Raw genomic sequence first — 26,041 nt, forward strand, 5'->3', positions numbered from 1 at the left:
TGAGGAGGAAATATTATGCTTAAAGTAGGTATTAACGGCTTTGGCCGAATCGGAAGAAATGTTTTTAGAGCAGCTCTAAATCATCCTGAAATTGAAATTGTTGCTGTGAACGATTTAACCGATGCAAAGATGCTAGCTCATTTATTAAAGTATGATTCAGTTCACGGTAAACTGGATGCAACCGTCGAAGTCGTTGAAGGTGGCTTTAAAGTAAATGGTAAATTAGTAAAAGTTGTTGCTGAAAGAGATCCAGCGCAATTACCATGGAAAGAGCTTGGAGTAGAATTAGTCGTTGAATCAACTGGACGTTTTACAAATCGTGAAGATGCAGCAAAACATTTAGAAGCAGGCGCTAAAAAAGTGATTATCTCTGCACCAGCAAAAAATGAAGATATCACAATTGTAATGGGAGTTAACGAAGAAAAATATGACCCTGCAAACCACCATGTGATTTCAAATGCTTCTTGTACAACAAACTGTTTAGCACCATTTGCCAAAGTTCTTCATGAGAAATTTGGTATTAAACGCGGTTTAATGACAACTGTACACTCTTATACCAATGACCAACAAATTTTAGACTTACCACATAAGGATTATCGTCGTGCTCGTGCAGCAGCTGAATCGATTATTCCGACAACGACAGGTGCTGCTAAAGCAGTTGCTCTTGTATTACCAGAATTAAAAGGAAAATTAAACGGATTTGCAATGCGTGTACCAACTCCTAACGTCTCTGTTGTTGACTTAGTTGCTGAATTAGATAAGAATGTTACCGTTGAAGAAGTAAACGGAGCATTGAAGGCAGCTGCAGAGGGAGAACTAAAAGGTATTTTACAATACTCCGAAGAACCATTAGTATCGATTGACTATAATCATGATCCACATTCCTCATCTATTGATGCTTTGTCAACCATGGTAATGGAAGGAAACATGGTTAAAGTGGTTTCTTGGTATGATAATGAATGGGGATATTCTAACCGTGTTGTCGATTTAGCTGCATATATTGCAAAAAAAGGTATTTAATCAGAGAAAAGTCAGAGTCAGGTTTTAACAATTAAAGGGGAGAATGATTAAATTCTCCCTTCCTGCATATAGGAGGGATACATATGAACAAAAAGACGGTTCGTGATATCGATCTAAAAGGAAAAAAGGTTTTTTGTCGAGTCGATTTTAATGTCCCATTACAAGATGGTGTGATCACTGATGACACACGTATCCGTGCAGCACTTCCGACGATTCAATATATCATGGAACAAGGTGGTAAAGTAATACTAGCTAGCCATTTAGGCCGTCCAAAAGGTAAAGTAGTAGAGGAAATGCGGCTTACCCCTGTTGCGATAAGGCTTTCTGAACTACTGGGTAAAGAAGTAAAGAAAACTGATGAAGCAGTTGGTGATGATGTAAAAGTTTTGATCAATCAGATGAATGAAGGCGATGTTGTTCTTCTTGAAAATGTCCGTTTTTATCCAGGAGAAGAGAAAAACGACGCTGAATTAGCCAAAGCTTTTGCAGAACTTGCTGATGTCTATGTAAATGATGCGTTTGGTGCAGCACATCGTGCACATGCATCAACTGAAGGAATTGCTAAATATCTTCCAGCAGTGGCAGGATTTTTAATGGAAAAGGAAATCGAGTTTTTAGGTAAGGCTTTATCCAACCCTGAGCGTCCTTTTACAGCCATTATCGGTGGTGCAAAAGTAAAGGACAAAATCGGAGTAATTGAAAATCTATTAGAGAAGGTAGATAACCTAATCATCGGTGGAGGATTAGCTTATACCTTTATCAAATCACAAGGATATGAGATCGGAAAATCTCTATTAGAAGAAGACAAAATAGATTTGGCGAAGTCTTTTATCGAAAAAGCAAAGGAAAATAATGTCCGCTTTTTGATGCCAGTAGACGCAGTTGTTGCTGATGATTTTTCCGAAACAGCAAATACAAAAATCGTGGATATTAAAGAAATTCCGGCTGATTGGGAAGCTCTAGATATTGGTCCAAAAACAGTAGAATTATATCGTGAGGTGATTCTAAATTCCAAATTAGTGGTTTGGAATGGACCAATGGGGGTCTTTGAAATGGATCGATTTGCTAAAGGTACAAATGGAATTGCCCAAGCAATGGCAGATACAAATGCGACGACCATTATCGGTGGTGGTGATTCTGCTGCAGCGATTGAAAAAGCAGGTTTAGCCGATCAAATGACTCATATTTCTACTGGTGGCGGTGCTTCCTTGGAATTTATGGAAGGTAAAGAACTACCAGGTGTTGTAGCATTAAATGATAAGGAATAGGTGATCAAATGCGCACTCCAATTATTGCAGGAAACTGGAAAATGAATAAAAATAGAGCTGAGACGAAATCCTTTATTGAGCAAGTCAAAGATTTCTCTGTTGACGGTGTTGAAGCAGTATTATGTGTGCCCTATACGGATTTAGCTATATTAAAGGATTCTCTTCCAAGTCAAATTAAAATTGGGGCTCAAAACATCCATTGGGCAGACAATGGAGCTTTTACCGGTGAAATTAGCCCTTTGATGCTAAAAGAGTTAGATGTTCAATATGTCATTATCGGTCATTCTGAACGTCGAGAAATGTTTGGTGAAACAGATGAAACGGTAAACAAAAGAGTTCATGCTGCTTATAAGCATGGAATTACACCGATCGTTTGTGTCGGAGAGAAGTTAGAAGAAAGAGAAGCAGGCAAAACAAAAGAAATCGTGAAAGAACAAACGGAAAAAGCTTTAGTTGGACTTTCCTCGGAACAGGTAAAACAACTCGTAATTGCTTATGAGCCAATTTGGGCTATTGGCACAGGAAAGTCTTCTTCAGCAGAAGATGCAAATGAAGTGATTAGCTATATTCGCTCAGTCGTTGCTGATCAATATGATCAACAAGTGGCTAACGAGGTTCGCATACAATATGGGGGAAGTGTGAAACCAGAGAATATAGTCTCTTTTCTGGCTCAATCAGACATTGATGGAGCATTGGTCGGAGGGGCAAGTTTAGAACCTAACTCCTTTATGGCGTTAGTTAAGGGTGCGAAAACAAACGAACAATAGAATGGAGAGTGAACCCGAGATGACTCGACCAAAACCAGTAGCACTTATCATCTTAGATGGGTTTGGACTACGTGATGAAGTTAATGGAAATGCGATAGCTCAAGCAAAAAAACCTAATTTTGATCGATATTGGAGTGAATTCCCACATACTCAACTTGGAGCGAGTGGGTTGTCTGTTGGCTTACCAGATGGGCAGATGGGAAACTCGGAAGTAGGTCATTTAAATATTGGCGCAGGGCGGATCGTATACCAAGAATTAACAAGAGTCACAAAGTCAATTGAAGAAGGTACTTTCTTCCAAAATGAAGTTTTTCTCAATGCAATAAAGCACGTAAAAGAAAAAAACAAAAAGTTGCATTTGTATGGCTTAGTATCTGATGGTGGTGTGCATAGTCACATCGATCATTTATTTGCTCTATTAGAATTAGCAAAAAAGGAAGAGGTAAAGCAAGTTTTTGTTCATGCATTCCTTGATGGACGTGATGTTGCACCAGATAGTGCGATTGAATATATTCGCCAGCTTCAAGAAAAAATGAATGAACTTGGAGTTGGACAAATCGCAACCATTCAAGGGCGCTATTATGCAATGGACCGTGATAAGCGTTGGGAACGAACTGAAAAAGCTTATCGTGCCATGGTTTATGGAGATGGCCCACATTATACAGATCCAATCAAGGCAATTCGCGAGTCCTATGAAAAAAGCGTATTTGATGAATTTGTTATGCCTATAGTCATTGTAGATGATAATGATAAACCAGTAGGATTAATTGAATCAGAAGATGCAGTAATATTCTTTAATTTTAGACCAGACCGTGCGATTCAAATTTCGCAAGTGTTTACGAACAGTGATTTTCGCGGATTTGATCGAGGTCCTAGTTTCCCCAAAGATGTATATTATGTGACTCTTACACATTTTAGTGAGACAGTAGGAGGCTATGTTGCATATAAGCCTACGAACTTGGATGATACCTTTGGAGAAATCGTAAGTCGTGAAGGATTAAAGCAATTACGGATTGCCGAGACTGAAAAGTATCCACATGTCACCTATTTCTTTAGTGGAGGTCGTGAAGCCGAATTTGAAGGTGAGACAAGGATTTTAATTCCTTCACCAAAGGTTGCAACTTATGATTTAAAACCTGAAATGAGTATTTATGAAGTGACTGATGCAGTTGTAAAAGAAATAGAAGCTGAAAACCATGATGTGATCATTCTCAATTTTGCAAACCCAGATATGGTTGGCCATTCAGGCAAGATGGAACCCACCATCAAGGCAATCGAAGCGGTAGATGAGAATTTGGGTAGAGTAGTGGAGGCAATCCTTGCAAAAGGGGGAGTAACCATTGTGATTGCTGACCATGGAAATGCTGATCACATGATTGATGACAAAGGAAATCCAATTACTTCACATACAACAAATCCAGTACCTTTTATCTTAACGAAAAAAGGTGTTGAATTACGTGATGGTGGGGTACTTGCAGATGTAGCACCAACGATGTTAAAGTTATTGGGTATAAAACAGCCTGAGGCGATGACAGGAAAATCAATTATTTTATAGGGAGTGTATGATTGTGACAATTATTGCTGATGTTTATGCACGCGAAGTATTAGATTCACGCGGAAATCCAACGGTAGAAGTTGAAGTGGTATTAGAATCTGGTGCCTTTGGTAGAGCGATTGTTCCTTCAGGTGCATCTACTGGTGCCCATGAGGCGGTAGAATTAAGAGATGGGGACAAAGACCGTTATCTTGGTAAAGGGGTACTTAAAGCCGTTGAAAATGTAAATAACATTATTGCACCTGAGGTTATTGGTATGGATGCGCTTGACCAAGTGGGCATTGATGAATTTCTTATTCAATTAGACGGTACACCTAACAAAGGGAAACTAGGAGCAAATGCAATTCTTGGTGTTTCTTTAGCTGTAGCTAGAGCAGCTGCTGATGCATTAGGGGTTCCTTTATATGCGTACTTAGGTGGATTTAATGCAAAAACCCTTCCTGTACCAATGATGAATATTTTAAATGGTGGTAAACACGCAGATAATAACGTAGATATTCAAGAATTTATGGTTATGCCAGTTGGTGCTGAAAACTTCCGTGAAGCATTACGGATGGGTGCTGAAATTTTTCACAACTTAAAATCAGTATTGAAAGCAAAAGGTTTAAATACTGCAGTTGGTGATGAAGGTGGCTTTGCACCAAACCTTTCATCGAATGAAGAAGCCATTACAACCATTCTTGAAGCGATTCAAAAAGCAGGCTATAAAGCAGGCGAAGATGTTTATCTTGCATTAGACGTGGCTTCAACTGAGATTTACAAAGATGGTAAGTATCATTTGGAAGGGGAAGGTGTCGTAAAAACCACTGACGAAATGATCGACTTCTATGAAGATTTATTAAACAAATACCCAATCATTTCAATCGAAGATGGTCTTGCTGAAGATGATTGGGAAGGGTGGAAGAAGCTTACTGAACGTTTGGGTAAAAGAGTCCAATTGGTTGGCGATGATCTATTTGTTACAAATACCGAACGTTTAGCTAGAGGGATTGAAATGGGAACAAGTAATTCCATTCTTATTAAAGTCAATCAGATTGGGACATTAACTGAAACCTTCGATGCCATTGAGATGGCAAAACGGGCAGGATACACAGCAGTAATTTCTCACCGTTCTGGTGAAACTGAAGATTCCACCATTGCTGATATTGCGGTTGCAACCAATGCAGGTCAAATTAAAACAGGTGCACCTTCCCGTACTGACCGTGTGGCAAAATACAATCAATTACTTCGTATCGAAGATGAATTATCCTACATCAGCCGTTTTGGTGGTAAACAAGCATTTTATAATTTAAAATTTTAATTAAAAAAATTTTAATGAACATTACAACAAGGTAACATCTCAAAGAGTAGCATTTTTCAAGTGCTACTCTTTTTCATTTATATAATGAAAAAATCATTAAAATTTTTACAATGGGAAATACTTCCTTGTGCTAAAATAGAGTAGACAACACATACATACTTAGTTGAGAGGAGAAACACCATGAAAAAACATCTGCTACTTTTTATCCTACTCTTTACCCTGTTTTTGTCTGCCTGCTCTAACAATACGACAGCTCCAGTTCAACCGAAGGAAAATGAGAATTCAACAGTAGAAACGGACAAAGGACAAATAAATAAACAAACAAATCAAGTAACTGAAGAAGAAAATAATCAGGCTAGTAATCAAGGAAAAGGTCAAGAAGTAAATCAACAAACGCAAACTGATCAAAATGTTTATGTCGTCAATCCAAAAACATTTAAAATCCAAGCAAATAAACCAACAGAACAAAAGATCGTTTTACTTACTTTTGACGATGGGCCAGTTGGAGACAATACAATAGAAATATTAAATGTATTAGATAAATATAACGCAAAAGCTATCTGGTTTATTAATGGTTTTAATTACGGGTACAATTATCAACCAAGCCCGAAGAAAGCAGAAAAGTTTAAAAACAATTTATTGGAGATCCAAAAACGCGGTCATCTCATTGGCAACCATACATGGGAACATAATAATTTAAGAAATCTGACTCCAGAACAAACTAGGAATGAGATTGTCAAATTGAATGATTTAATTGTAAGTATTACAGGGGAAAAACCTCAGTACTTCCGAGCACCATTTGGCATTTATTCAGAAGAAACTTATAAGGTGTTAAAAGAAGAGAAGATGCAACCGATGAATTGGAGTGTTGGTTCTTTAGATTGGGAGTTAAAAAATCCTGAAGATGTGGTAAAACAGACAGTTTCGACGATCCATGATGGAGCAAATATCTTAATGCATGATAAAGAGGTCACTGCCAAAGCATTAGATCAAATTTTAAACAAGCTTGAACAAGAAAATTATAAATTTGTTTTGCCAAATCAAGTTGATTTAAATGGTTTGGAATAATAATAGAGAATTGTATTTTGCAAATCTGCTCCGTCATCCATGTCTTTCTTCGAGCCTATAATTGGTCTCGTTTTGTTGTTTTTGGGTTTGCCTACGGTGTATAATCTACGTTTGGTGTATATTTGTTCGAAGCATTCCAAATTAAAAATTCATTTATTCCATTGTCTTTTAAAGCTTTAATTTGTTCTTCAATCTCTTTTTTGCCATAGGATTTATAATTTCCCTTTCCTAGCCATGAAGCAGTAAAATCTTGAATCCAAGGGCGGGAAACAGGTTTCTTATCCCCTAATTTACCTAAAACCTCATTTTCCTTTTTTGTATATTCAGTAACTAATTGGTATGGGTATAAGTCGGGTTTACTAATTCCAAAATAACCTGGTCCCCAATGGGAAGGATAAATCATTGAACTAATCACATCTACATTGCTACTAATTTTACTAAAGTTTTGGCCAATTCCTGGTGCTTCAGGTAGGGTAGCAGAATAGCCAAAAATGTCAACACTTACTTTCACGTTGTAAGGTTCTAATTCTTTCTTTGCATATGTGACAAAATCAGTAACTGCATCTACACGTAATTGAGTAGCTCGCTCACGATCTGTAAACACAGGACCAATTGGTTTTTTACTTTGTAACTCTTTTAATTCTTGTTCCTTTATTGTAATCATTTCATCTAGTTTTTTAATTTCTGTTTCTGTTGCTTGTGTTGTTTTTAATTGGTTTTGTTCTTCAACCAATTGATCATAACCTGCTTGTAATTCTTCTAACTTTTGATTGTAATCTTCAAGTTGTTTTTGATAGTTCTTTTCTATTTCGATAAATTTAGTTGGTTTACGACCTTTGTATTCACCCATTGAATATGTTAGTGTTTTATCGCGTTTTTCAAAGCCTTCAGGGAATCTTACGTAATCAAACTGAATTTCTTGAAAGCCTAATTCAACAGCCATTTTGGCGATTTCAACATTATGTTTCCAAACCTCTTTAAGAAATGGATTGACAAAGGATTCCCCACGACCATTTTTCCATACAGAACCATTATCAATAAAGGATAATTCTGGTTTCATTTTTGCTAGGGTAGAGTCTTTGAAGACAACAATTCTCGCAATAGGGTAAATTTTATGTTCTTCAAGCGTCTTTATTAACTGCTTAGGATCTTTAATAATAGTTTTACTATAAGGTTCAAAAGCTGGATGATCAGGTTTAAATGTAATATTGCCGTAATCATCTTTAATATCAATCACCATGGTATTTAATTCGGTTTTGTCAATTAAAGAGAGTAAGCTAGGGAAACGGGAGCTTCCAGTAGAATGGGCAGTAACATAGATTCCACGAACAGCATCTGGATATTCAAAGGTAAAAGCTGGTTTTGTTGGCTCAGGGGTTGTAGGTTGGTCTATATTTTCACTTTGGTCGGTTCCATTGTTTTGATCATTTTCATCTTTAGTAGTTTGTTCTTGATTTGTATTGCCTTGTTCTTTACTGGTTACTTGTTTTCCTACATCTTTTTTGTCAGAAATAAAGCTAGATGATAAATTACTGGGAGAACAAGAGGTCAATATAAAGATGATAGATAGAAATAACAGGCAAATAGTGGTTTTCGTTTTAGCAAGTTTTTTCATAGACGACTCTCCTCTGGGTATTGTCTAAAGTTGTATGTATTACCTCTGTATTTCCATTGTAAAGTGTAAAGGCAAAAAAACAAAGAGTTATTTTCCATTGGCTGCAATTTTCACGGACTTTTCATTTTTTAGAAAAAGATTGAGTCGAAATGGAAAAATAAGGGATTTATATACAGATAAGTTATAAGTGAAACTTGGATTTATATTATCATTTTTATTATAAAAAAATTTTCATAAAACAATCGACTGATTGAATTTTTTTTGATAATATAAATGTAGTGAAAATAAATTTACTCTCAATCTCACTTAAAGTATAAAAAAATGTATTGAAAAGCGCTTACATTTTTATTATACTAAAATCATAAAGCTACTAAACCGATTTAGTAAATCGATTTATTTAAGGGAGATTACTATGAAGAGAGTAACGATGGCCGATGTAGCCAAGCTTGCTGATGTTTCAAAGAGCACAGTATCTCAGTACTTAAATAAAAGATATGACTATATGGGGGAAGCAACAAAACTGAGGATTGAACAAGCCATTCGTCAGTTAGCTTATCAACCCAATATAGTGGCTCGTAGTTTGAAACAAAAGCGAACCTCAACAATCGGTGTAATTGTTGCGAATATTCTCCATTCTTTTTCGACCCAAGTCATTCGTGCAATTGAGGATACCTGTCATGAAAATGAAATCCATGTGATTGTATGCAATGCAGATGATGATCCGCATAAGGAACAAAATTATATTAACATGTTAAGAGCAAAGCAGGTCGATGGAATAATCATTTTTCCTACAGGCGGAAATATTGATTTGTACCAATCAATGGTTAATGAGCAATATCCTATCGTTTTTGTTGACCGAATTGTGAAAGAAGTTAATGTAGATACAATTTTACTTGACAATGAAAGCGCTTCAATGTTAGCTGTAGAACATTTTGTACTAAATGGTCATCAAAAAATTGGGATTATTACTCCTACTCTTGAAAACAATATAACTCCACGTATTGAGAGAATAAATGGTTACAAGAAAGCGCTTCAAAAGTATAATCTCACAATAAATGAAAGTTATGTTAAGGGGCTGGAGATTGACAGGATTTATTATGGGCTTGAAAAAATGTTTACATTGGAGAAACCGCCTACCGCACTGATTGCCGGGAATGATCGATCCCTTTTGGAGATTCTAAAGTTTGTAAAAGAAAAGGGGTTTAAAATTCCTAAGGATTTGTCGGTTATCGGCATTGATGAAGTTCCGTTTGCTAACATTTTTGACCCTGCAATAACGACAATATCACAACCAACTTTTGAAATGGGCAAGAAAGCTGCTGAAATCCTATTAAAAAGAATTAATACAACAGAGATTGAAAATTCACAGCCACAAATTTATCGTTTTCAGCCAACATTACTGTTAAGAGATTCAACATTAGCTAGAAAAGATAATTATTAACAAAAGATATTGTTCTTTATTTTGTAAAGGGTTACGAAACGGATAATCATCATAACTTAAAGTTTTTTAGTAATAACTAATTACTTACACAAGGGGGAAATTTATCTATGTTTAAGAAGTTATTATCTTTAATGATTGCCTTAGTACTTGTATCATTATCACTTGTAGGTTGTGGGTCTAGTGAAGTAACCAAAACAGCAGATAGTGGTAAAGAGGCTGGGAAAGCAAGGATTATTCGTGCTGGTATTGGTCTTAATGACAAACATCCTCAGTATTTAGCTTTATTAAAAATGAAAGAAATTGTTGAAAAAGAAACAAACGGTTCTATTAAATTTGAAACATATCATAGTAGCCAATTAGGCGACGACCGCGGAATGATGGAAGCGTTACAATTAGGAACTCAAGAAATGACAATTCCGTCTACCGCACCTATTGCAAACTTTGTTCCTGAATTCTCTGTTTTTGATATTCCATTTCTTTTCCCAAGTGAAGAAGTTGCTGACAAAGTTTTACTTGAAAGCGATATCGCAAAAGAATTATTAGATAAGTTACCTGCTCAAGGTATGGTAGGATTAGCTTACTGGGAAAATGGATTCCGTGATTTAACAAATAATAAAGTTCCTGTTGCTAGTGCAAAAGATTTTAAAGATTTAAAGATTCGTACAATGGAAAACCAACTTCATTTGGAAGCATTTAGAGCCTTAGGTGCAAACCCAACTCCAATGGCGTTTGCTGAAGTGTTTACTGCTATGCAACAAGGAACAATTGACGGTCAAGAAAACCCTGTTGCAACAATCTACTTACAAAAGTTTAATGAAGTACAAAAATATCTTTCTACTACTCATCATGTTTATAGTCCATTCGTTGTATTATTGAGCAAAAAGTTCTGGGATGAATCCACTCCAGAAGAACAACAAATCCTTGTTAAAGCTGCTCAAGAAGCTGGAGACTATGAGAGACAATTAGTTCGCGAAGCAAATCAAAAATACCTTGAAGACTTAAAGAAAGCAGGTATGGTTGTAACTGAAGTGACTCCAGAAGATCGTGCAGAAATGAAAGCTATTACTGACCCTGCAGTTGAGAAATTCGCTGATAAAATCGGTAAAGACGTTATTGAAAAAGTAAAAGCTGCTGTAGAAGAAGCTAGTAAGTAATTTTAAGAGTGAAAAATTTAAGGATAGGACGGGAAGCGACCCTTCCCGTCTTTTCTCTAAGATTTGGGTAAGTATACGGATCCTTTTGAAGGGAGGAAAATATCGATGTCAATACTTAAAAAGATTGACCGTTATTTTGAAGAATCAATTGTCGTCGTTTTATTCTCTTTAATGGTCATATTAACATTTGTACAAGTTTTGTCCCGTTTTGTCTTTCATCTATCATTAGGTTGGTCTGAAGAAATATCACGTTATTTATTTGTATGGTTAGTTTATATTTCCGCGGCAATGGCTGCAAAACACCGTCGTCATATTCGTGTTGAAATTATCGATCAATTATTTCCAAGAGCGGTTTCAAAATGGTTTGGTTTACTTTCTGATTTACTATGGATTGCATTTTCATTATTGGTTGCTTATTATGGCTATAATTTAGTTGTGTTGATTTCTGGTCATGGACAATTATCCCCGGCAGTTCAGTTACCAATGGGGTTAGTGTATATAATTATTCCTTTTGGATTTTTCTTAATTGCATTTCGTGTGCTACAAGGAATAGTAGGACGTTTTCGTAGTGATACAGATTTAACAGATGAAGAAAAACTTCAAAGAGCGATAGAGGGGTGAGTATATGTCTGCATCAGTTGTGCTAGGTGTAACGTTAATTATTGGATTATTAATTGGAATTCCAATTGCTTTTTCAATTGGCATTGCGACAGTTGCTGCGTTATTTGTTGGAGGTATTCCGGCATCATTTATTGCCCAGCAATCATTCCTTGCGGTTGATTCATTCCCTCTCATGGCAGTTCCTTACTTTATTTTGGCAGGAGCCTTAATGGAAACGGGTGGATTATCTAAAAGAATTATTAACGTTGCTCAAGAAATGATGGGGAATATTACAGGTGGGTTCGGGATTGTAACAATTTTATCGAGCGCTATTTTTGCTGCAATCTCTGGATCTAGTCCTGCCACTGTAGCAGCAATTGGTTCCATTATGATTCCAGCAATGATCAAAAGAGGTTACAGTAAAGATTTTGCAGCAGCTGTTGCTGGTTCAGGTGGTGGATTGGGAATCGTCATTCCTCCATCTATTCCAATGATTATATATGGTGTTGTGACAGGTGTTTCAATTGGAGATATGTTTTTAGCTGGATTTGTGCCAGGTATTTTCTTAGCAGGATTAATGATTATTTTAATTTATTATACTTCTAAAAAAAGAGGTTATGTTGGTACTGGTGTGAAATTTAGTTTAAGTAGGCTACTAAAAGCTTCAAAAGAAGCCTTTTGGGCGTTAATGGCACCAGTCATAATTCTTGGGGGAATTTATAGTGGTGTATTTACACCAACTGAATCTGCTGTTATTGCAGTTGTTTACGGTTTAATAGTTGGTCTATTTATATATAAAGAGTTAAAATGGAAAGATCTACCTAAAACACTTATTTCATCTGCAATGATTACAGGTTCCGTTATGATTATTCTTGGTACTGCAACGGCATTTGGGAAATTAGTTACCATGTATCAAGTACCTAATCAATTAGCTGATCTAATCTTAGGAATGTCTGATAATAAATATATTATTCTCTTATTAATCACTGCACTCGTATTATTTGTAGGAACATTTATGGAGACTTTGTCGATCATTATTATTTTAGCACCGTTATTTTTGCCAGTGCTTACGCAATTAGGTGTTGATCCTATTCATTTTGGTATTCTACTAGTAGTTGGTGCTGAAATTGGCATGATGACACCACCTCTTGGAGTAAATCTTTTTGTAGCATCAGGTATCTCTGGACTCTCAATTGAACGGGTATCGAAATCAATCTTCCCATTTGTCCTAACTTTAATACTTGGGCTAATCATCATGCTTTTCGTTCCATGGATTTCTTTGGTAATTCCAAACCTATTCTGAAGAATAGTTTTCTTTTATAAATAGACATAATGATAGATATGGGGGACTTTATTTATGAAAAGATTCGATGTAGTAACATTCGGTGAAACAATGGTTCTATTTAACCCTGAACAGATGCTTCCTCTAGAATATAATCATAAATTTATAAAGCAGATTGGGGGAGCCGAATCAAATGTAGCAATTGGTCTACAAAGACTAGGTCACACTGTCGGTTGGTTTAGTAAGCTAGGTAATGATCCTTTTGGTCGCTATATTCAGAAGTTTGTTCGCGGCGAGGGAGTTGATACTTCACGTTGTATTTATACGAACGAGGCACCTACAGGGATATTTTTTAAGGAAAAACGTTCGTCAACTGATATTCGTGTCTTCTATTATCGTAAAAATTCTGCAGCTAGCTTAATAAACTCAACTGATTTAGATGAAGATTATATTGCCAGTGCAAAAATCCTCCACCTAACTGGAATTACTCCTGCCTTAAGTGATTCAAGTCGAGATACTGTTTTTAAGGCAATTGAAATAGCGAAGAAACATAATGTTATCATTTCCTTTGATCCTAACATTCGTCTTAAATTATGGGATAAAGATGAAGCAAAAGAAGTATTAACAAAAATTGCAGCAGCAGCTGATATTATTCTCCCTGGTTTAGATGAGGGAGAGTTATTGACTGGAAAGATTACACCAGAAGAAATTGCAAATGAATTATCTATTGGTAAAGGCAAAACGATCATTATTAAGCTTGGGGAAAAAGGCGCATATTATCAAACAGATGATGAGAAAGGTTATGTAGAAGGCTTTTCAGTAACACAAATTGTTGACCCTGTTGGGGCAGGAGATGGTTTTGCTGCAGGTGTTATTAGTGGTATTTTACGTAATGAACCTCTAGCTCAAGCAGTAAAACGTGGAAATGCTGTTGGTGCTATCGTTGTTGGGGTTAACGGTGATGTAGAAGGTCTTCCTTCTAATGACGAGGTTGAGCAAATGATAAAGGGTCGCACTGATTTACAAGATGTTAAAAGATAAAGAGGTGTATTTATTGTGGAAAAGTTAAAAAATTTACAACGTCTAATGGATTCAGGATTAGTGGCTGTTATTCGTAGACCAAAACCTTCCCAGATTAAATCGATTGCTGCAGCTCTTGTAGAGGGAGGTGTTGGAGCATTAGAGATTACGGTTGACACTCCTGGTGTATTTAGAATGATTGAGCAGATAAAACAGGAATTTGGAGAAAAGGTACTTGTTGGTGCTGGAACCGTACTTGATGCAGAAACTGCAAAAACAGCAATAGATGTAGGTTCAGATTTTATTTTTTCACCAATTATTGATGAAAAAACGATTGAATTGACTATTCGTTATGGGAAAATATCAATTCCAGGTGTAATGACACCAACTGAAATTGTAAAAGCATATCAAGCTGGAGCGGATTTACTTAAAATCTTCCCAGCAAGCTCACTAGGACCGAATTACCTCCGTGAATTAAAAGGACCACTTGGACATATTCCAATGATGCCAACTGGTGGTGTTTCCTTAGATAATGTCGAGCAATTTATCAAAAATGGTGCTGTAGCTGTTGGGGTAGGGGGAACCCTACTAAACAAGCAGGCAATTGCTGAAGAACGGTATGAGGTATTAACAGAAACTGCTGAACAATTCGTCAAACTCATAAAGAAAGCTCGTGGGGAGGAGTAATTTAATGAAAATCACAAAGATGGAAACGTTCCTTGTTCCTCCTCGGTGGTTATTTTTAAAAATCGAGACAGATGAGGGAATCGTAGGTTGGGGAGAGCCAGTAGTTGAAGGTCGAGCAAGTACAGTGAAAGCTGCGGTTGCTGAATTAAGTGACTATTTAATAGGGAAAGATCCACTTAAAATTGAAGACCATTGGACCGTATTGTATCGTGCGGGATTTTACCGTGGTGGCCCTATTCTGATGAGTGCCATTTCTGGTATTGATCAGGCACTTTGGGATATCAAAGGGAAATATCATAATGCTCCTATTTATCAGTTACTAGGGGGTTCTGTTCGCGACTCGATTCGTGTGTATAGTTGGATAGGAGGAGACCGACCAAATGATGTAGCTGAAGCAGCTAGAGCAGCAAAGGAAGCTGGCTTTTCTGCTGTTAAAATGAACGCGACAGAAGAATTACAGTATATTGATTCCTATGAAAAAATCGACCAAGCTGTTGCACGTATTGCCGCAGTCCGTGAAGTTGGGGGCAAAGATTTTGGTGTTGGAATTGATTTCCATGGGCGTGTCCATAAACCAATGGCAAAAATTCTTGCAAAGGAATTAGAACCATACCGTCCAATGTTTATTGAAGAACCTGTTCTAGCAGAAAATCTTGATGCATTACGAGATATTGCGAATCACTCCAATATTCCAATTGCAACAGGGGAAAGAATGTTTTCTCGTTGGGACTATAAGAGAATCCTTGCGGAGGGATATGTTGATATTATTCAGCCTGATCTTTCACATGCAGGAGGAATTACTGAGGTACGTAAGATTGCGACGATGGCAGAAGCGTATGATATTGCATTAGCTCCTCATTGTCCACTCGGTCCAATCGCACTTGCTTCATCTTTACAGGTGGACGCGGTTTCTCATAACGCGTTTATTCAGGAACAGAGCTTAGGCATTCATTATAACAAAGACAACGACTTATTAGATTATATTGTCGATCGTTCTGTTTTCGAATATAAGGATGGGTTTGTAAAAATTCCTGAAAGACCTGGTTTAGGGATTGAAGTAAATGAGGAATACGTAAAGAAGATGGCAGAGGTTGGACACAACTGGAAAAATCCAGTATGGCGACATGCCGATGGAACGGTAGCTGAGTGGTAATAACAGATGAAAATATTTGTTGAGGTCGTATTGCCCGTACTCCTGATTTTCATAGCCGGGTTCGGGTTTCAAAAATGGAAAAAATTAGACATTCGGGCGATTTCAACTTTTGCACTCTATATCTTGATTCCCGGTCTTGTATTTCTAACTTTTTATAAAACGCAACTGAATATCCAATATATGAACATTGTCATTTTTTCTTTTATTCTCATGTTTTTACTTATTTTCATTACGAAAGGATATACCTTAATTCGGAAAACTCCTCGTTCTGTGGAAAGTGGTTTGATTTTATCTACTGCTTTCATGAATTCAGGGAATTACGGTGCACCGATTATTTTGTTTGCATATGGTACGGCTGGATTCCATTATTCGGTTTCTTTATTAGTATTACATGCCATCATGATGAATTTCTTTGGTGTTTATTATGCTGCCAGAGGAAAAGCAGGAATAAAAACAGCAGTAAAATCGGTTTTGGCAATGCCAACCACATATGCAGTAGTGATCGCAATCGGATTTCAATTGTTACATGTTCCAATCGCCCAAAATATATTATCTGCAATTGATTTAGTGGCAGATGCCACGATTCCAGTTGTGATGCTGATTTTAGGTATGCAGCTTGCAGTTATTCAACTAAAGGATTTTCAGTGGGAAAAGGTTACGGTTGGTGTTGTTATTCGACTGTTCTTGTCCCCTTTGATTGCTTATCTCATCGTTCAATTTATGACGATGGATCCTTTACTTGAAAAAGTTTTGGTGATCACATCTGCCATGCCTTCTGCGGTGAACACAGTGATGTATGCTTTACAATTCGATACAGAGCCTGAATTGGTTTCTAGTATCACACTCATTACAACATTACTTAGCATTTTAACCATTTCCCCATTGCTTTATTTATTAGGCTAATGGAGATGAAAATTTTACTTTAAGGAGTTGGAAAAGTTTGAAGAAGTTTAAAGTTGTCGTTACAGATTTTGAGTTTCAAACACTTGAGCCAGAAAAGGAAGTACTCGCTTCTTTAGATGTGGAATTTGTCGCTGTTCAATGTAAGACAGAAGAAGAGGTCATTGAAGCATGTAAAGATGCAGATGGAATTATCAATCAATATGCACCAATCACACGAAAAGTAATTGAAAACCTTGAAAATTGTAAGGTCATTGCTCGCTATGGTGTAGGCGTCAACACAATTGATTTGGATGTGGCTACTGAAAAAGGAATTGTTGTTGGTAACGTAACCGATTATTCCATGGATGAGGTTTCGGATCATGCTTTTGCTTTATTATTGGCACTTGCACGTAAAGTAGTAAAGTTAAATCATGAAGTGAAAAATGGCGTTTGGAATTTCAATTTAGGGAAACCTGTTTTCCGTTTAAGAGGAAGAACATTAGGATTAGTAGGATTAGGTCGAATTCCACAAACCTTAGCAAAGAAAGCCCAAGCATTTGGTTTAAATATCATAGCGTATGATCCATATGTTCCAGTAGAAGTAGCAAAAGGTCTTAACGTTGAGCTTGTTGAATTAAATGATCTCTTTAAACAATCAGATTACATATCGGTCCATGCTCCACTGATGGATAGTACTCGAGGCATGATTAGTGATGAGCAATTTAATCTTGCAAAAAAAGAAGCATTTATTGTAAATACGGCCCGTGGATCTGTTATTGATGAAGCAGCTTTAATTCGTGCATTACAAGAAGGAAAGATTGCGGGAGCAGGATTAGATGTATTAGAATTCGAGCCAATCCAAGAAGATAATCCACTTTTGAAAATGGAAAATGTAATTATTACTCCTCACGTAGCCTGGTACTCGGAGGAGTCTGAAATTGAATTAAAACGTAAGACAGCTCAGAACGTTGCAGATGTATTATCTGGATATTTCCCAACTTATTTAGTCAATCGGGAATTAAGAAATAAGCTAGATCTAAAAGATAAAGAGTAGGGGAAGTGAGGAGAATGGAAAGGAAGTTCTATGGTGTAATCCCTCCGGTGTCAACGATTTTTGATGATTCATTACAGCTTGACCGCCAAGGAATGGGAAGACTTATTGATTTCTTAATCGAATCAGGAGTAAACGGACTATTTTTCTTAGGTAGTGGTGGAGAATTCAGCCAAATGTCTTTTGAGGAGCGTAAAGAAGTTGCTGAATTCGCTACAAACTATGTCAATGGAAGAGTCTCTGTCTTAATTGGAACAGGCGGAACAAATACTCGTGAAACAATAGCATTAAATCAACATGCTAAAGAAATTGGAGCAGACGGTGTTGTTATAATTAACCCTTATTATTGGCCATTAACTGATAGGAATTTATTAGATCATTATGGCGATATAGCAAACAATACAGAGCTTCCAATTCTTCTGTATAATTTCCCAAATTTAACAGGACAGGATCTAACCCCAGAGATCGTTTTAAAGCTAGTTGAAAAATACCCCAATATTGTTGGTATCAAAGAAACCGTAGATACTGCAGGGCATATTCGTGAGATGATATTAAAAGTTAAAACAAAATATCCATACTTCTCAGTCTTGGCTGGTTTTGATGATCATTTATTAAATACCCTTTCACTTGGTGGTGATGGGGCGATTTCGGCTAGTGGAAATTTTGCGCCAGAATTAACTATAGGTATCTACCAAGCCTTTCAAAATAAAGATTTTAAGAAGGCGATTGAATTACATCAAAGATTAGCATTCTTACCGCTAATGTATAAGTTAGATTCCCCTTTTGTGAACGTGGTTAAAGAAGCGACAAAAATGAGAGGAATTGATATTTCTACTTATGTTTTACCGCCTGCTAGACCTTTAAGTGAGGAAAAGAGGCAAGAATTACTAACCATTCTTAAATATGCATCTTTGATTTAATCTATTTGTTTATAACATTCAGAAAAAGGGGTAAAAACATGTTTTGGAGGAGTCGCGATATTTTAGAGGGTCCGGAATGGGCAAATGTAAGAGCTCTTTATAAATCCAGCGGTTTCAGTGACGATGAATTAAAAAAGCCAATTATTGGAATCGTAAATTCTTTTAACTCAATATGCCCGGGACATGCAATTTTAAAACAAATGACTCAGCGGGTGAAAGAGGGGATTTCAGCTGGGGGAGGTATGGCTGTAGAGTTTGGTACAATCGGCGCATGCGATGGTATTGCGATGGGGCATAAGGGAATGAAATATATCCTGCCCACTAGAGAAATGATCGCAAATGATATCGAGGCTATGGTGGAGGCACACAGGCTCGATGGTCTTGTCCTTTTGGGATCATGCGATAAAATTATTCCAGGAATGCTGATTGGTGCAATGCGGGTAAACCTTCCGACAATTTTTGTTAACGGAGGTCCAACATTGCCAGGACATATGGTAGAAGGAAACCCATATGGCGGCGAATTTATCGATCATTCCTTTATTCAGCAGTCAGAAGGCGCCTTGAAGGCCGGAATTATTGATCAAGAACAATTCGACTGGATAGAGAATAATGCTGTTCCAACAATCGGTTCATGCGCAATGCTAGGAACAGCAAACACGATGAGTTGCCTTGCTGAAGCAATGGGAATATCTCTGCCTGGCAGTGCAGCTATTCCCGCCGTATATAGTAGACGTTTGAGTGTAGCCTATGAAAGCGGAAAAACGGTTATGGAACTAATTAAAAAAGATATCCATATCAAAGATATCGTTACCAAAAAAGCAATCGAAAATGCAATTAAAGTAAATTCTGCTATTGGTGGTTCTACAAATACTGTTTTACATCTTTTGGCATTAGCCTATGCAGCAGAGATTGATATGGATATTTTTGAGTTTGGCGAAATCAGTAAAAATATTCCTCACCTTGTAGCAATGATTCCTGCTGGAAAATATACACTTCTAGATTTTTATGAAGCTGGTGGTGTTCAGGCTGTAATGTACGAATTAAAGGAGCAGTTAAATTTAGATTGCCTGACCTGTACAACTAGAACAATTGGGAAAAACTTAAAGACATGTAAAAACTATAACCATGATGTCATCCATACTATCGATCAACCGGCACATATACATGGAGGAATTGCCATTTTAAATGGGAATTTAGCTCCAGATGGTGCAGTTACGAAGCCATCAGCTATCCCCGAAAATGCGCTAAGCTTTACCGGGCCTGCGAGAATCTATGAAAGTGAGCAAGAGGCACTTATAGGAATTAGAAACCGTGAAGTAAAAGAGGGAGAAGTTGTTGTAATACGGAATGAAGGACCTAAAGGCGGACCCGGAATGCCTGAAATGTATAAGGCTATGAAACTTTTGGTAGGAATGAACCTAGGAGATAAAGTATGTGTGATTACAGACGGGAGATTCTCTGGTTCTAATAATGGTTGTTTTGTCGGGCATATTTGCCCAGAAGCCGCAGATAATGGACCAATAGCATATTTAAAAAATGGAGATCTTATTTCTGTAGATGTTAATAAAGGTCGAATTGATGCACTGGATGTAGATTTTAGCGCACGTATGAAATCGGATAAAAGATATAATTTTAATGAAAATGTTACTGGATACTTGTTTCAGTATCGTAATAATGTAGAATCAGCATCAAAGGGTGCAGTTATACCTACAAGAAAATAAAACATCCTTAAGCTATTTACGCTTACATTTTTCCGCATGATAACATGTTTGGCTATATATAATCCAAATTATAGCAATAGCCAAGGTTTCATGCGGATTTTTACTGTTAATGAAATAATTAATGATTTTTAAGATTAGTTCAACCCAAAGTCGCTCAGTTCACATCCGTCATTTCTTATGATAGATTGGGATATGGGTGGAGTGAATGTTCAAGTGATTTAGTGATTTTAGAACGAATGAAATGATGGCTGAAGAGCTAAAGCAGTTGATGTCTAACCTTGGGATAAAATCTTTTATTTTAGATAGATAGACTAATAGAATAGACAATTAGTTTGAATTAATAAAGTGAGATAAGTGTTAACGGGTAGAAGGGAGAAACACAAATGAAAATGTTTATCTTAGGATTTTTATTTAGTTCTATCGCTGGTTATATAGGGTTTAAAAAGCAAGCATTGTCCAAAAGTGGAGTGGTTGGTGCAGTTTTAACTGGAACTACTATTTTTGGTTTTGGGCAACAAATGAGTTGGTATCTTTTACTCATCTTCTTTTTTGTTTCTTCAAGTCTGCTATCCTTCTACCGCAAAAGAGAAAAAGATCCGATCGCAGAAGTTTTTGAAAAAACAGGGAATAGGGATGTATGGCAAGCATTAGCGAATGGGGGATGGGCTGCAATTTTAGCAATCTTAGGCTACTTTTTACAAGATGACTGGATTTATATTGGCTTTGTGGCCACGATTGCCACAGTCAATGCAGACACTTGGGCAACAGAAGTTGGGGTATTAAGTAAAGTAAAACCACGTTTTATTTTAAATGGAAAGAAGGTAGAGAAAGGGACATCTGGAGCGGTTTCTGCATTAGGCGTGGTTGGCTCTATCAGTGGTTCCTTCTTTATTAGTATTATAGCATTGCTCCTCTTATGGATTGAACATCGTTCCTTAGTCATCGGGTCGGTTCCTTTTTTGCTAATTACAGGCTTAAGTGGAGTTGCTGGGGCACTATTTGATAGTGTATTGGGAGCAACTGTTCAAGCACATTATCTCTGTCAAGTATGCGGGAAGGTAACAGAAAAGGAAGAACATTGCCATAAGAAAACTATCCATCACCATGGCTGGCGATGGATGAATAATGATCTGGTCAATTTTGTTAGTTCAGTCTTTGGAAGCGGATTGGCTATCCTTTTATCGATGATAGGAAGATTTTCATAGTTACCTCACCTTTTTTCCCATATTGACGGCGGTTTCTTTTAAGATTGGAACCATTTCCTTCATTTTAGTCAGAGTTAGCCGATTGATTGGACCTGACACTGAAAGGGCTGCAACTAATTTGCCAGAACGGTTAAAAATGGGGACGGAAATCGCGGCTGCCCCTGTTTCTCGTTCTTCAAAACTAGTAGCATAACCATTTTGTTTTATTTTTTCTAGAAGTTGTTTAAAGAGATTGGTGTTTATGCCATACAATGTTTCAAGTTGCTTCAGAAGACTTTCTTTAGTTATTAAATCTTCATAAGCAAGTAGAATTTTACTCGAGGCACCAACGGAAAGAGGCATCCTTGCACCAATTGGGGCAACTCTACGAATCGATTGATTTCCTTCTACTGACTGAATTCTAATCCTCTCATAACCATCTCTAACATATAGACTAATCGTTTCTCCAAGTAAGTCTCTTAATTGCTCCATTTCCGGTAATAAAAGAGTGGCAGGGTCGTTTAATCCCATTAGATTTGAAGAGAGTTCCCAGATTCGATAGCCTAAACGATATTTTTCTGTCTCTGGATTGCGAATTAAAAACCCTTTTTGTTCTAGCGTATGAAGTAATCGAAATACCGTACTTTTATGGAGAGCGATTCGTTTTGCTATTTCAGTTAGACTTAATTCTGTTTCGTCCACAAAACACATAAGAATATCTAATGAACGTTCTACTGCCCGAACCGTTGATTTTTTTTCCGATGGTTGCCCTTCCATTTCGTTCGCTCCAATCACTATCAATTGAGTACTAAGTTTTATAGTATAAAATTTAGTTTTCACTAATAAAAATTATACAGAAACGATATAAAAGCGTAAAGAATATTGGAAAAATAAAAATTATGAAAAAAAAGATATGTCCGAATTGCCAAAAAACATGTATAATATAGTCGATACAGATAGAAAAGAAACTTAGTTTCATACAGTAAAACTAATCTTTTCAAAGTTTAATCAGGGAGGGAAAGCGGTTATGGCAAACCAAGATGTGTTCACTGTTCGTTCCGAATTGCAAGTAGGAGATAAAACGTACAAATACTATTCTCTCAAAGCCCTTGAAGAAAAAGGAATAGGACAGGTATCCAAACTTCCATTTTCCATCAAGGTATTGCTTGAGGCAGCCGTACGTCAAGTTGATGGAAAAGCAATTACAGAAGAACATGTAAGGCAACTAGCAAATTGGGACAAAGGGGCTGGAAAGGATAAAGAAGTTCCATTTAAACCAGCTCGTATTGTATTACAAGATTTTACCGGTGTCCCTGCAGTCGTTGATTTAGCAGCGATGCGCAAAGCGATGGCTGATGTAGGTGGGGATCCTGAAAAAATTAACCCATTAGTACCTGTAGATCTAGTCATTGATCATTCTGTCATGGTAGATCGATTTGGTAGTGAAGATGCATTAGAATACAATATGAACATTGAATTTGAACGTAATGAAGAAAGATATAAATTTTTGCGTTGGGCACAAGATTCATTTGATAATTTCCGAGCTGTACCGCCAGCAACAGGGATCATCCACCAAGTAAACCTTGAGTACTTGGCAAAAGTGGTTCAGACAAAAGAGGAAAATGGTGAAACGATTGTTTTCCCTGACAGTTTAGTGGGTACTGACTCCCATACCACTATGATCGATGGTTTAGGAATCGTTGGTTGGGGTGTTGGCGGTATCGAAGCAGAAGCAGGAATGCTTGGTCAACCCTTATATTTTGTCACTCCAGATGTAATTGGTTTTAAGTTGACAGGTCAATTAGCAGAGGGAGCGACAGCAACCGATTTAGCACTAACTGTTGTCGAAATGCTCCGTAAAAAAGGCGTTGTTGGAAAATTTGTTGAATTCTATGGGGATGGATTAAGTAATATTAGTCTTGCTGACCGTGCAACAGTGGCAAATATGGCTCCTGAATACGGTGCAACTATGGGATTCTTCCCAGTAGATCATGAAACCTTAAATTATCTTAGACTAACAGGCCGTGATGAAGAGTTAATTAATCTTGTTGAGGCCTATTTAAAAGCACAAGGCTTGTTCCGTACTGATGGAATGGAAGACCCAGTTTTTACAGATACGCTTGAACTCGATCTATCTACTGTTGTTCCTAGCTTAGCAGGTCCAAAGCGTCCTCAAGATCGCATTGAGTTGGCTCAGATGAAGGAAGCATGGAATAAAGCGATTCGTAACCCGATTGATAAAGGTGGTTTAGGCCTTTCTGATAGTGACATTGAGAAAACAGTTGAAGTAACTCATCCAAATGGCGAAAAGACTCAGTTGGGCACTGGATCTGTTGTAATCGCTGCCATTACTAGCTGTACCAATACATCTAACCCAAGTGTAATGTTAGGTGCTGGACTTGTTGCCAAAAAAGCTGTTGAACGCGGACTAAGAAAACCAGCTTATGTTAAAAGTTCATTAGCTCCAGGGTCAAGAGTCGTTGCTGACTATTTAAATAATGCTGGAGTAATGGAATCCCTTAAAGCATTAGGTTTTGATATTGTTGGCTATGGTTGTACCACATGTATTGGTAACAGTGGTCCTTTGCCAGATGAAGTAAGTAAAGCAATTGAAGAAAATGACTTAACGGTTGCTTCTGTCCTTTCAGGCAATCGTAACTTTGAAGGACGTGTTCATGCACAAGTAAAAGCAAACTACCTTGCTTCACCACCATTAGTTGTTGCTTATGCGTTAGCTGGAACGGTAGATATTGATTTAACAAAAGATCCAATTGGCTATGATCAAAACAATCAGCCTGTTTATTTAAAAGATATTTGGCCGACAAATCAAGAAATTCAAGAGGCGATCGTTAAATCAATGAATCCAGAAATCTTCCGCAAACAATATAGCTCAGTCTTTACAGCAAATGAGCGTTGGAACAAAATTGAGGTTCCAAAAGGAAAACTTTATGAGTGGGATGAAAGATCGACCTATATTCAAAATCCTCCATTCTTTGAAGGGTTAAGCCCAGAGCTTGACGATATTCAAGAAATTAAAGGAGCAAGAGTACTTGCTTTACTTGGTGATTCTGTGACTACAGACCATATTTCACCTGCAGGGAATATTAAGAAAGATAGTCCTGCTGGTAAGTATTTAATTGAACATGGAGTGGATCCAAAAGACTTTAACTCCTATGGTTCCCGTCGTGGTAATCATGAAGTGATGATGAGAGGTACTTTTGCAAATATCCGTATTCGTAACCAAGTTGCTCCAGGAACAGAAGGAGGAGTAACCAAATATCTACCAAACAATGAAGTGATGTCGATCTATGATGCATCAATGAAGTATCAAGCTTCTGGAATTCCATTGGTCGTTATAGCTGGTAAGGAATATGGTACTGGAAGTTCCCGTGACTGGGCGGCAAAAGGAACGAACCTTTTAGGCGTGAAAGCAGTCATTGCTGAAAGCTTTGAGCGAATTCATCGTAGTAATTTGGTTGGTATGGGTGTATTACCACTTCAATTTGTCGACGGTCAAAGCTGGAAATCCTTAAATCTTAATGGCACAGAAACCTTTGATATTCTTGGTTTAGACAATGATGTAAAACCTGGCCAAATGCTAAAGGTTGTAGGAACACGTGAAGATGGCAGCCAATTTGAATTTGAAGTATTAACTCGTTTAGATAGTGTAGTAGATGTAGAATACTATCGCAATGGTGGGATCCTACAAACTGTGTTACGTCAATTACGTCAATAGTTTTTGGGGAAAACCCAAATTTATACCAAGTAGGGAGGCTGTTTTTGGTCTCCCTATTTTCATCGTCAGAAACCTTGGAATTAAAAATGTCAATCGTCAGTGAAAATGTCACCTTAATTGTTCTATGAAAATGTCATATTCCTTGGTTAATTATTAGCGTATTAGTATATAATATCCACCCACCCTTGACGGCGAGGCTCTGCTCCCTTTGGAAACCCAATACTGACCCTACAGGGGAAAACACCCCTGTAGGGGTGCTCTAACGGGTCAGCATACCAAAGGGAGCCACTTCCCATTATAGGAAATGGTTTGGCCTGACCCAATTTGTCTGTAGCTTCGAACAGTAAAGATATACTCTAAATTCATCCCCTCAGGTAGAGGACGGTAGGCAGACCCAGCTTCCTGGGGTTTAATAGCAAAAGTTTGATTATGTTTTTGGATCAGTTCTGGAAGTACTCGATTGGCCTCTTCCAAAGTGCAAATACCAAGTAATCGAAGTTCGATAACTAAACGGTCTTGAAAAGTACCCCAAAGACGTTCAATACGCCCTTTGGCTTGCGGGGTCATTGCTTTGATATGAGTTATACCGAGTTCAGCCATTACCTTACCAAATTGCG

Annotated in this window: 21 protein-coding genes and 1 pseudogene; 19 read left to right on the plus strand and 3 right to left on the minus strand. The window is 37.3% G+C overall.

Features of this window, described 5'->3' with window-relative positions:
* The first annotated feature begins 12 nt into the window (after positions 1-12).
* The 6 genes from gap (at position 13) to BEN26_RS03340 (ending at position 6,978) form a co-directional block, all read left to right on the plus strand.
* Positions 13-1,020: a type I glyceraldehyde-3-phosphate dehydrogenase gene (gene gap, locus BEN26_RS03315; protein WP_068726046.1), complete on the plus strand. Its 1,008-nt coding sequence runs from the start codon at positions 13-15 to the stop codon at positions 1,018-1,020.
* 83 nt (positions 1,021-1,103) lie between these two features.
* On the plus strand, positions 1,104-2,288 hold the full coding sequence (locus BEN26_RS03320) for a phosphoglycerate kinase (protein WP_069800909.1): 1,185 nt from the start codon (positions 1,104-1,106) through the stop codon (positions 2,286-2,288).
* An 8-nt stretch (positions 2,289-2,296) separates the two neighbouring features.
* Complete coding sequence (gene tpiA, locus BEN26_RS03325; protein WP_068726043.1) at positions 2,297-3,055, plus strand: triose-phosphate isomerase; 759 nt, start codon at positions 2,297-2,299, stop codon at positions 3,053-3,055.
* A gap of 19 nt (positions 3,056-3,074) precedes the next feature.
* Positions 3,075-4,610, plus strand: coding sequence for a 2,3-bisphosphoglycerate-independent phosphoglycerate mutase (gpmI, locus tag BEN26_RS03330; RefSeq protein ID WP_069800907.1), 1,536 nt, complete (start codon positions 3,075-3,077; stop codon positions 4,608-4,610).
* 7 nt (positions 4,611-4,617) lie between these two features.
* On the plus strand, positions 4,618-5,910 hold the full coding sequence (gene eno, locus BEN26_RS03335) for a phosphopyruvate hydratase (RefSeq protein ID WP_399167873.1): 1,293 nt from the start codon (positions 4,618-4,620) through the stop codon (positions 5,908-5,910).
* Positions 5,911-6,090: 180 nt separating this feature from the next.
* Positions 6,091-6,978 (plus strand): polysaccharide deacetylase family protein, encoded by an 888-nt coding sequence (locus tag BEN26_RS03340; RefSeq protein ID WP_069800906.1) that lies wholly within the window; start codon positions 6,091-6,093, stop codon positions 6,976-6,978.
* A gap of 91 nt (positions 6,979-7,069) precedes the next feature.
* Here BEN26_RS03340 and BEN26_RS03345 read toward each other — a convergent pair whose 3' ends face one another.
* The gene (locus BEN26_RS03345) at positions 7,070-8,593 is read right to left on the minus strand and encodes a putative glycoside hydrolase (RefSeq protein WP_084818897.1); all 1,524 of its coding nucleotides are present in this window, start codon (positions 8,591-8,593) and stop codon (positions 7,070-7,072) included.
* Between the two features lie 412 nt (positions 8,594-9,005).
* Between BEN26_RS03345 and BEN26_RS03350 the strand changes: the two genes are divergently transcribed.
* From BEN26_RS03350 to BEN26_RS03405, 12 genes are all read left to right on the plus strand, one after another.
* Positions 9,006-10,034, plus strand: coding sequence for a substrate-binding domain-containing protein (locus tag BEN26_RS03350; protein WP_069800904.1), 1,029 nt, complete (start codon positions 9,006-9,008; stop codon positions 10,032-10,034).
* 107 nt (positions 10,035-10,141) lie between these two features.
* The gene (locus BEN26_RS03355) at positions 10,142-11,188 is read left to right on the plus strand and encodes a TRAP transporter substrate-binding protein (protein WP_069800902.1); all 1,047 of its coding nucleotides are present in this window, start codon (positions 10,142-10,144) and stop codon (positions 11,186-11,188) included.
* 105 nt (positions 11,189-11,293) lie between these two features.
* Complete coding sequence (locus BEN26_RS03360; RefSeq protein WP_069800900.1) at positions 11,294-11,809, plus strand: TRAP transporter small permease; 516 nt, start codon at positions 11,294-11,296, stop codon at positions 11,807-11,809.
* 4 nt (positions 11,810-11,813) lie between these two features.
* Positions 11,814-13,091, plus strand: coding sequence for a TRAP transporter large permease (locus BEN26_RS03365; protein ID WP_069800898.1), 1,278 nt, complete (start codon positions 11,814-11,816; stop codon positions 13,089-13,091).
* Between the two features lie 54 nt (positions 13,092-13,145).
* Entirely contained in the window at positions 13,146-14,111 is a 966-nt protein-coding gene (locus BEN26_RS03370; protein ID WP_069800896.1) for a sugar kinase, read from the plus strand.
* Between the two features lie 15 nt (positions 14,112-14,126).
* Positions 14,127-14,777: a bifunctional 4-hydroxy-2-oxoglutarate aldolase/2-dehydro-3-deoxy-phosphogluconate aldolase gene (locus BEN26_RS03375; RefSeq protein ID WP_069800894.1), complete on the plus strand. Its 651-nt coding sequence runs from the start codon at positions 14,127-14,129 to the stop codon at positions 14,775-14,777.
* Between the two features lie 4 nt (positions 14,778-14,781).
* Positions 14,782-15,930, plus strand: a complete 1,149-nt coding sequence (gene dgoD / locus BEN26_RS03380; protein ID WP_069800892.1) for a galactonate dehydratase — start codon at positions 14,782-14,784, stop codon at positions 15,928-15,930.
* A gap of 6 nt (positions 15,931-15,936) precedes the next feature.
* Positions 15,937-16,833 carry an AEC family transporter gene (locus tag BEN26_RS03385; protein ID WP_069800890.1) on the plus strand — a complete coding sequence of 299 codons (897 nt, stop codon included), beginning with the start codon at positions 15,937-15,939 and terminating at the stop codon, positions 16,831-16,833.
* Positions 16,834-16,870: 37 nt separating this feature from the next.
* Entirely contained in the window at positions 16,871-17,866 is a 996-nt protein-coding gene (locus BEN26_RS03390; protein ID WP_069800888.1) for a C-terminal binding protein, read from the plus strand.
* Between the two features lie 14 nt (positions 17,867-17,880).
* The gene (locus BEN26_RS03395) at positions 17,881-18,783 is read left to right on the plus strand and encodes a dihydrodipicolinate synthase family protein (protein ID WP_069800886.1); all 903 of its coding nucleotides are present in this window, start codon (positions 17,881-17,883) and stop codon (positions 18,781-18,783) included.
* Between the two features lie 38 nt (positions 18,784-18,821).
* Positions 18,822-20,504 carry a dihydroxy-acid dehydratase gene (ilvD, locus tag BEN26_RS03400; RefSeq protein ID WP_069800884.1) on the plus strand — a complete coding sequence of 561 codons (1,683 nt, stop codon included), beginning with the start codon at positions 18,822-18,824 and terminating at the stop codon, positions 20,502-20,504.
* A 383-nt stretch (positions 20,505-20,887) separates the two neighbouring features.
* A complete protein-coding gene (locus BEN26_RS03405) occupies positions 20,888-21,709 on the plus strand; it encodes a DUF92 domain-containing protein (RefSeq protein WP_069800883.1) in 822 nt (273 codons plus the stop codon).
* Here the strand turns inward: BEN26_RS03405 and BEN26_RS03410 are convergent, their stop codons facing one another.
* Positions 21,710-22,465: an IclR family transcriptional regulator gene (locus BEN26_RS03410; protein ID WP_069800881.1), complete on the minus strand. Its 756-nt coding sequence runs from the start codon at positions 22,463-22,465 to the stop codon at positions 21,710-21,712. It abuts the gene before it with no gap.
* 250 nt (positions 22,466-22,715) lie between these two features.
* On the opposite strand from BEN26_RS03410, the gene acnA reads away from it, so the two are divergent.
* Positions 22,716-25,424, plus strand: coding sequence for an aconitate hydratase AcnA (gene acnA / locus BEN26_RS03415; protein ID WP_069800879.1), 2,709 nt, complete (start codon positions 22,716-22,718; stop codon positions 25,422-25,424).
* 288 nt (positions 25,425-25,712) lie between these two features.
* On the opposite strand, the pseudogene BEN26_RS14235 reads toward acnA, so the two are convergent.
* Positions 25,713-26,041 (minus strand): annotated as a pseudogene (locus BEN26_RS14235) (ISNCY family transposase); the annotation flags it as partial.

This window comes from Tepidibacillus sp. HK-1 (assembly GCF_001748485.2).
Classification (GTDB): domain Bacteria; phylum Bacillota; class Bacilli; order Tepidibacillales; family Tepidibacillaceae; genus Tepidibacillus_B; species Tepidibacillus_B infernus.

What these genes read in the sequence shown, in the direction of transcription:
- BEN26_RS03320 (WP_069800909.1), top strand. Translation starts at nt 1,104, where the DNA reads ATGAACAAAAAGACGGTTCGTGATATCGATCTAAAAGGAAAAAAGGTT.
- tpiA (WP_068726043.1), top strand. Translation starts at nt 2,297, where the DNA reads ATGCGCACTCCAATTATTGCAGGAAACTGGAAAATGAATAAAAATAGA.
- gpmI (WP_069800907.1), top strand. Translation starts at nt 3,075, where the DNA reads ATGACTCGACCAAAACCAGTAGCACTTATCATCTTAGATGGGTTTGGA.
- eno (WP_399167873.1), top strand. Translation starts at nt 4,618, where the DNA reads ATGATTGTGACAATTATTGCTGATGTTTATGCACGCGAAGTATTAGAT.
- BEN26_RS03340 (WP_069800906.1), top strand. Translation starts at nt 6,091, where the DNA reads ATGAAAAAACATCTGCTACTTTTTATCCTACTCTTTACCCTGTTTTTG.
- BEN26_RS03345 (WP_084818897.1), bottom strand. Translation starts at nt 8,593, where the DNA reads ATGAAAAAACTTGCTAAAACGAAAACCACTATTTGCCTGTTATTTCTA.
- BEN26_RS03350 (WP_069800904.1), top strand. Translation starts at nt 9,006, where the DNA reads ATGAAGAGAGTAACGATGGCCGATGTAGCCAAGCTTGCTGATGTTTCA.
- BEN26_RS03355 (WP_069800902.1), top strand. Translation starts at nt 10,142, where the DNA reads ATGTTTAAGAAGTTATTATCTTTAATGATTGCCTTAGTACTTGTATCA.
- BEN26_RS03360 (WP_069800900.1), top strand. Translation starts at nt 11,294, where the DNA reads ATGTCAATACTTAAAAAGATTGACCGTTATTTTGAAGAATCAATTGTC.
- BEN26_RS03365 (WP_069800898.1), top strand. Translation starts at nt 11,814, where the DNA reads ATGTCTGCATCAGTTGTGCTAGGTGTAACGTTAATTATTGGATTATTA.
- BEN26_RS03370 (WP_069800896.1), top strand. Translation starts at nt 13,146, where the DNA reads ATGAAAAGATTCGATGTAGTAACATTCGGTGAAACAATGGTTCTATTT.
- dgoD (WP_069800892.1), top strand. Translation starts at nt 14,782, where the DNA reads ATGAAAATCACAAAGATGGAAACGTTCCTTGTTCCTCCTCGGTGGTTA.
- BEN26_RS03385 (WP_069800890.1), top strand. Translation starts at nt 15,937, where the DNA reads ATGAAAATATTTGTTGAGGTCGTATTGCCCGTACTCCTGATTTTCATA.
- BEN26_RS03395 (WP_069800886.1), top strand. Translation starts at nt 17,881, where the DNA reads ATGGAAAGGAAGTTCTATGGTGTAATCCCTCCGGTGTCAACGATTTTT.
- ilvD (WP_069800884.1), top strand. Translation starts at nt 18,822, where the DNA reads ATGTTTTGGAGGAGTCGCGATATTTTAGAGGGTCCGGAATGGGCAAAT.
- BEN26_RS03405 (WP_069800883.1), top strand. Translation starts at nt 20,888, where the DNA reads ATGAAAATGTTTATCTTAGGATTTTTATTTAGTTCTATCGCTGGTTAT.
- BEN26_RS03410 (WP_069800881.1), bottom strand. Translation starts at nt 22,465, where the DNA reads ATGGAAGGGCAACCATCGGAAAAAAAATCAACGGTTCGGGCAGTAGAA.
- acnA (WP_069800879.1), top strand. Translation starts at nt 22,716, where the DNA reads ATGGCAAACCAAGATGTGTTCACTGTTCGTTCCGAATTGCAAGTAGGA.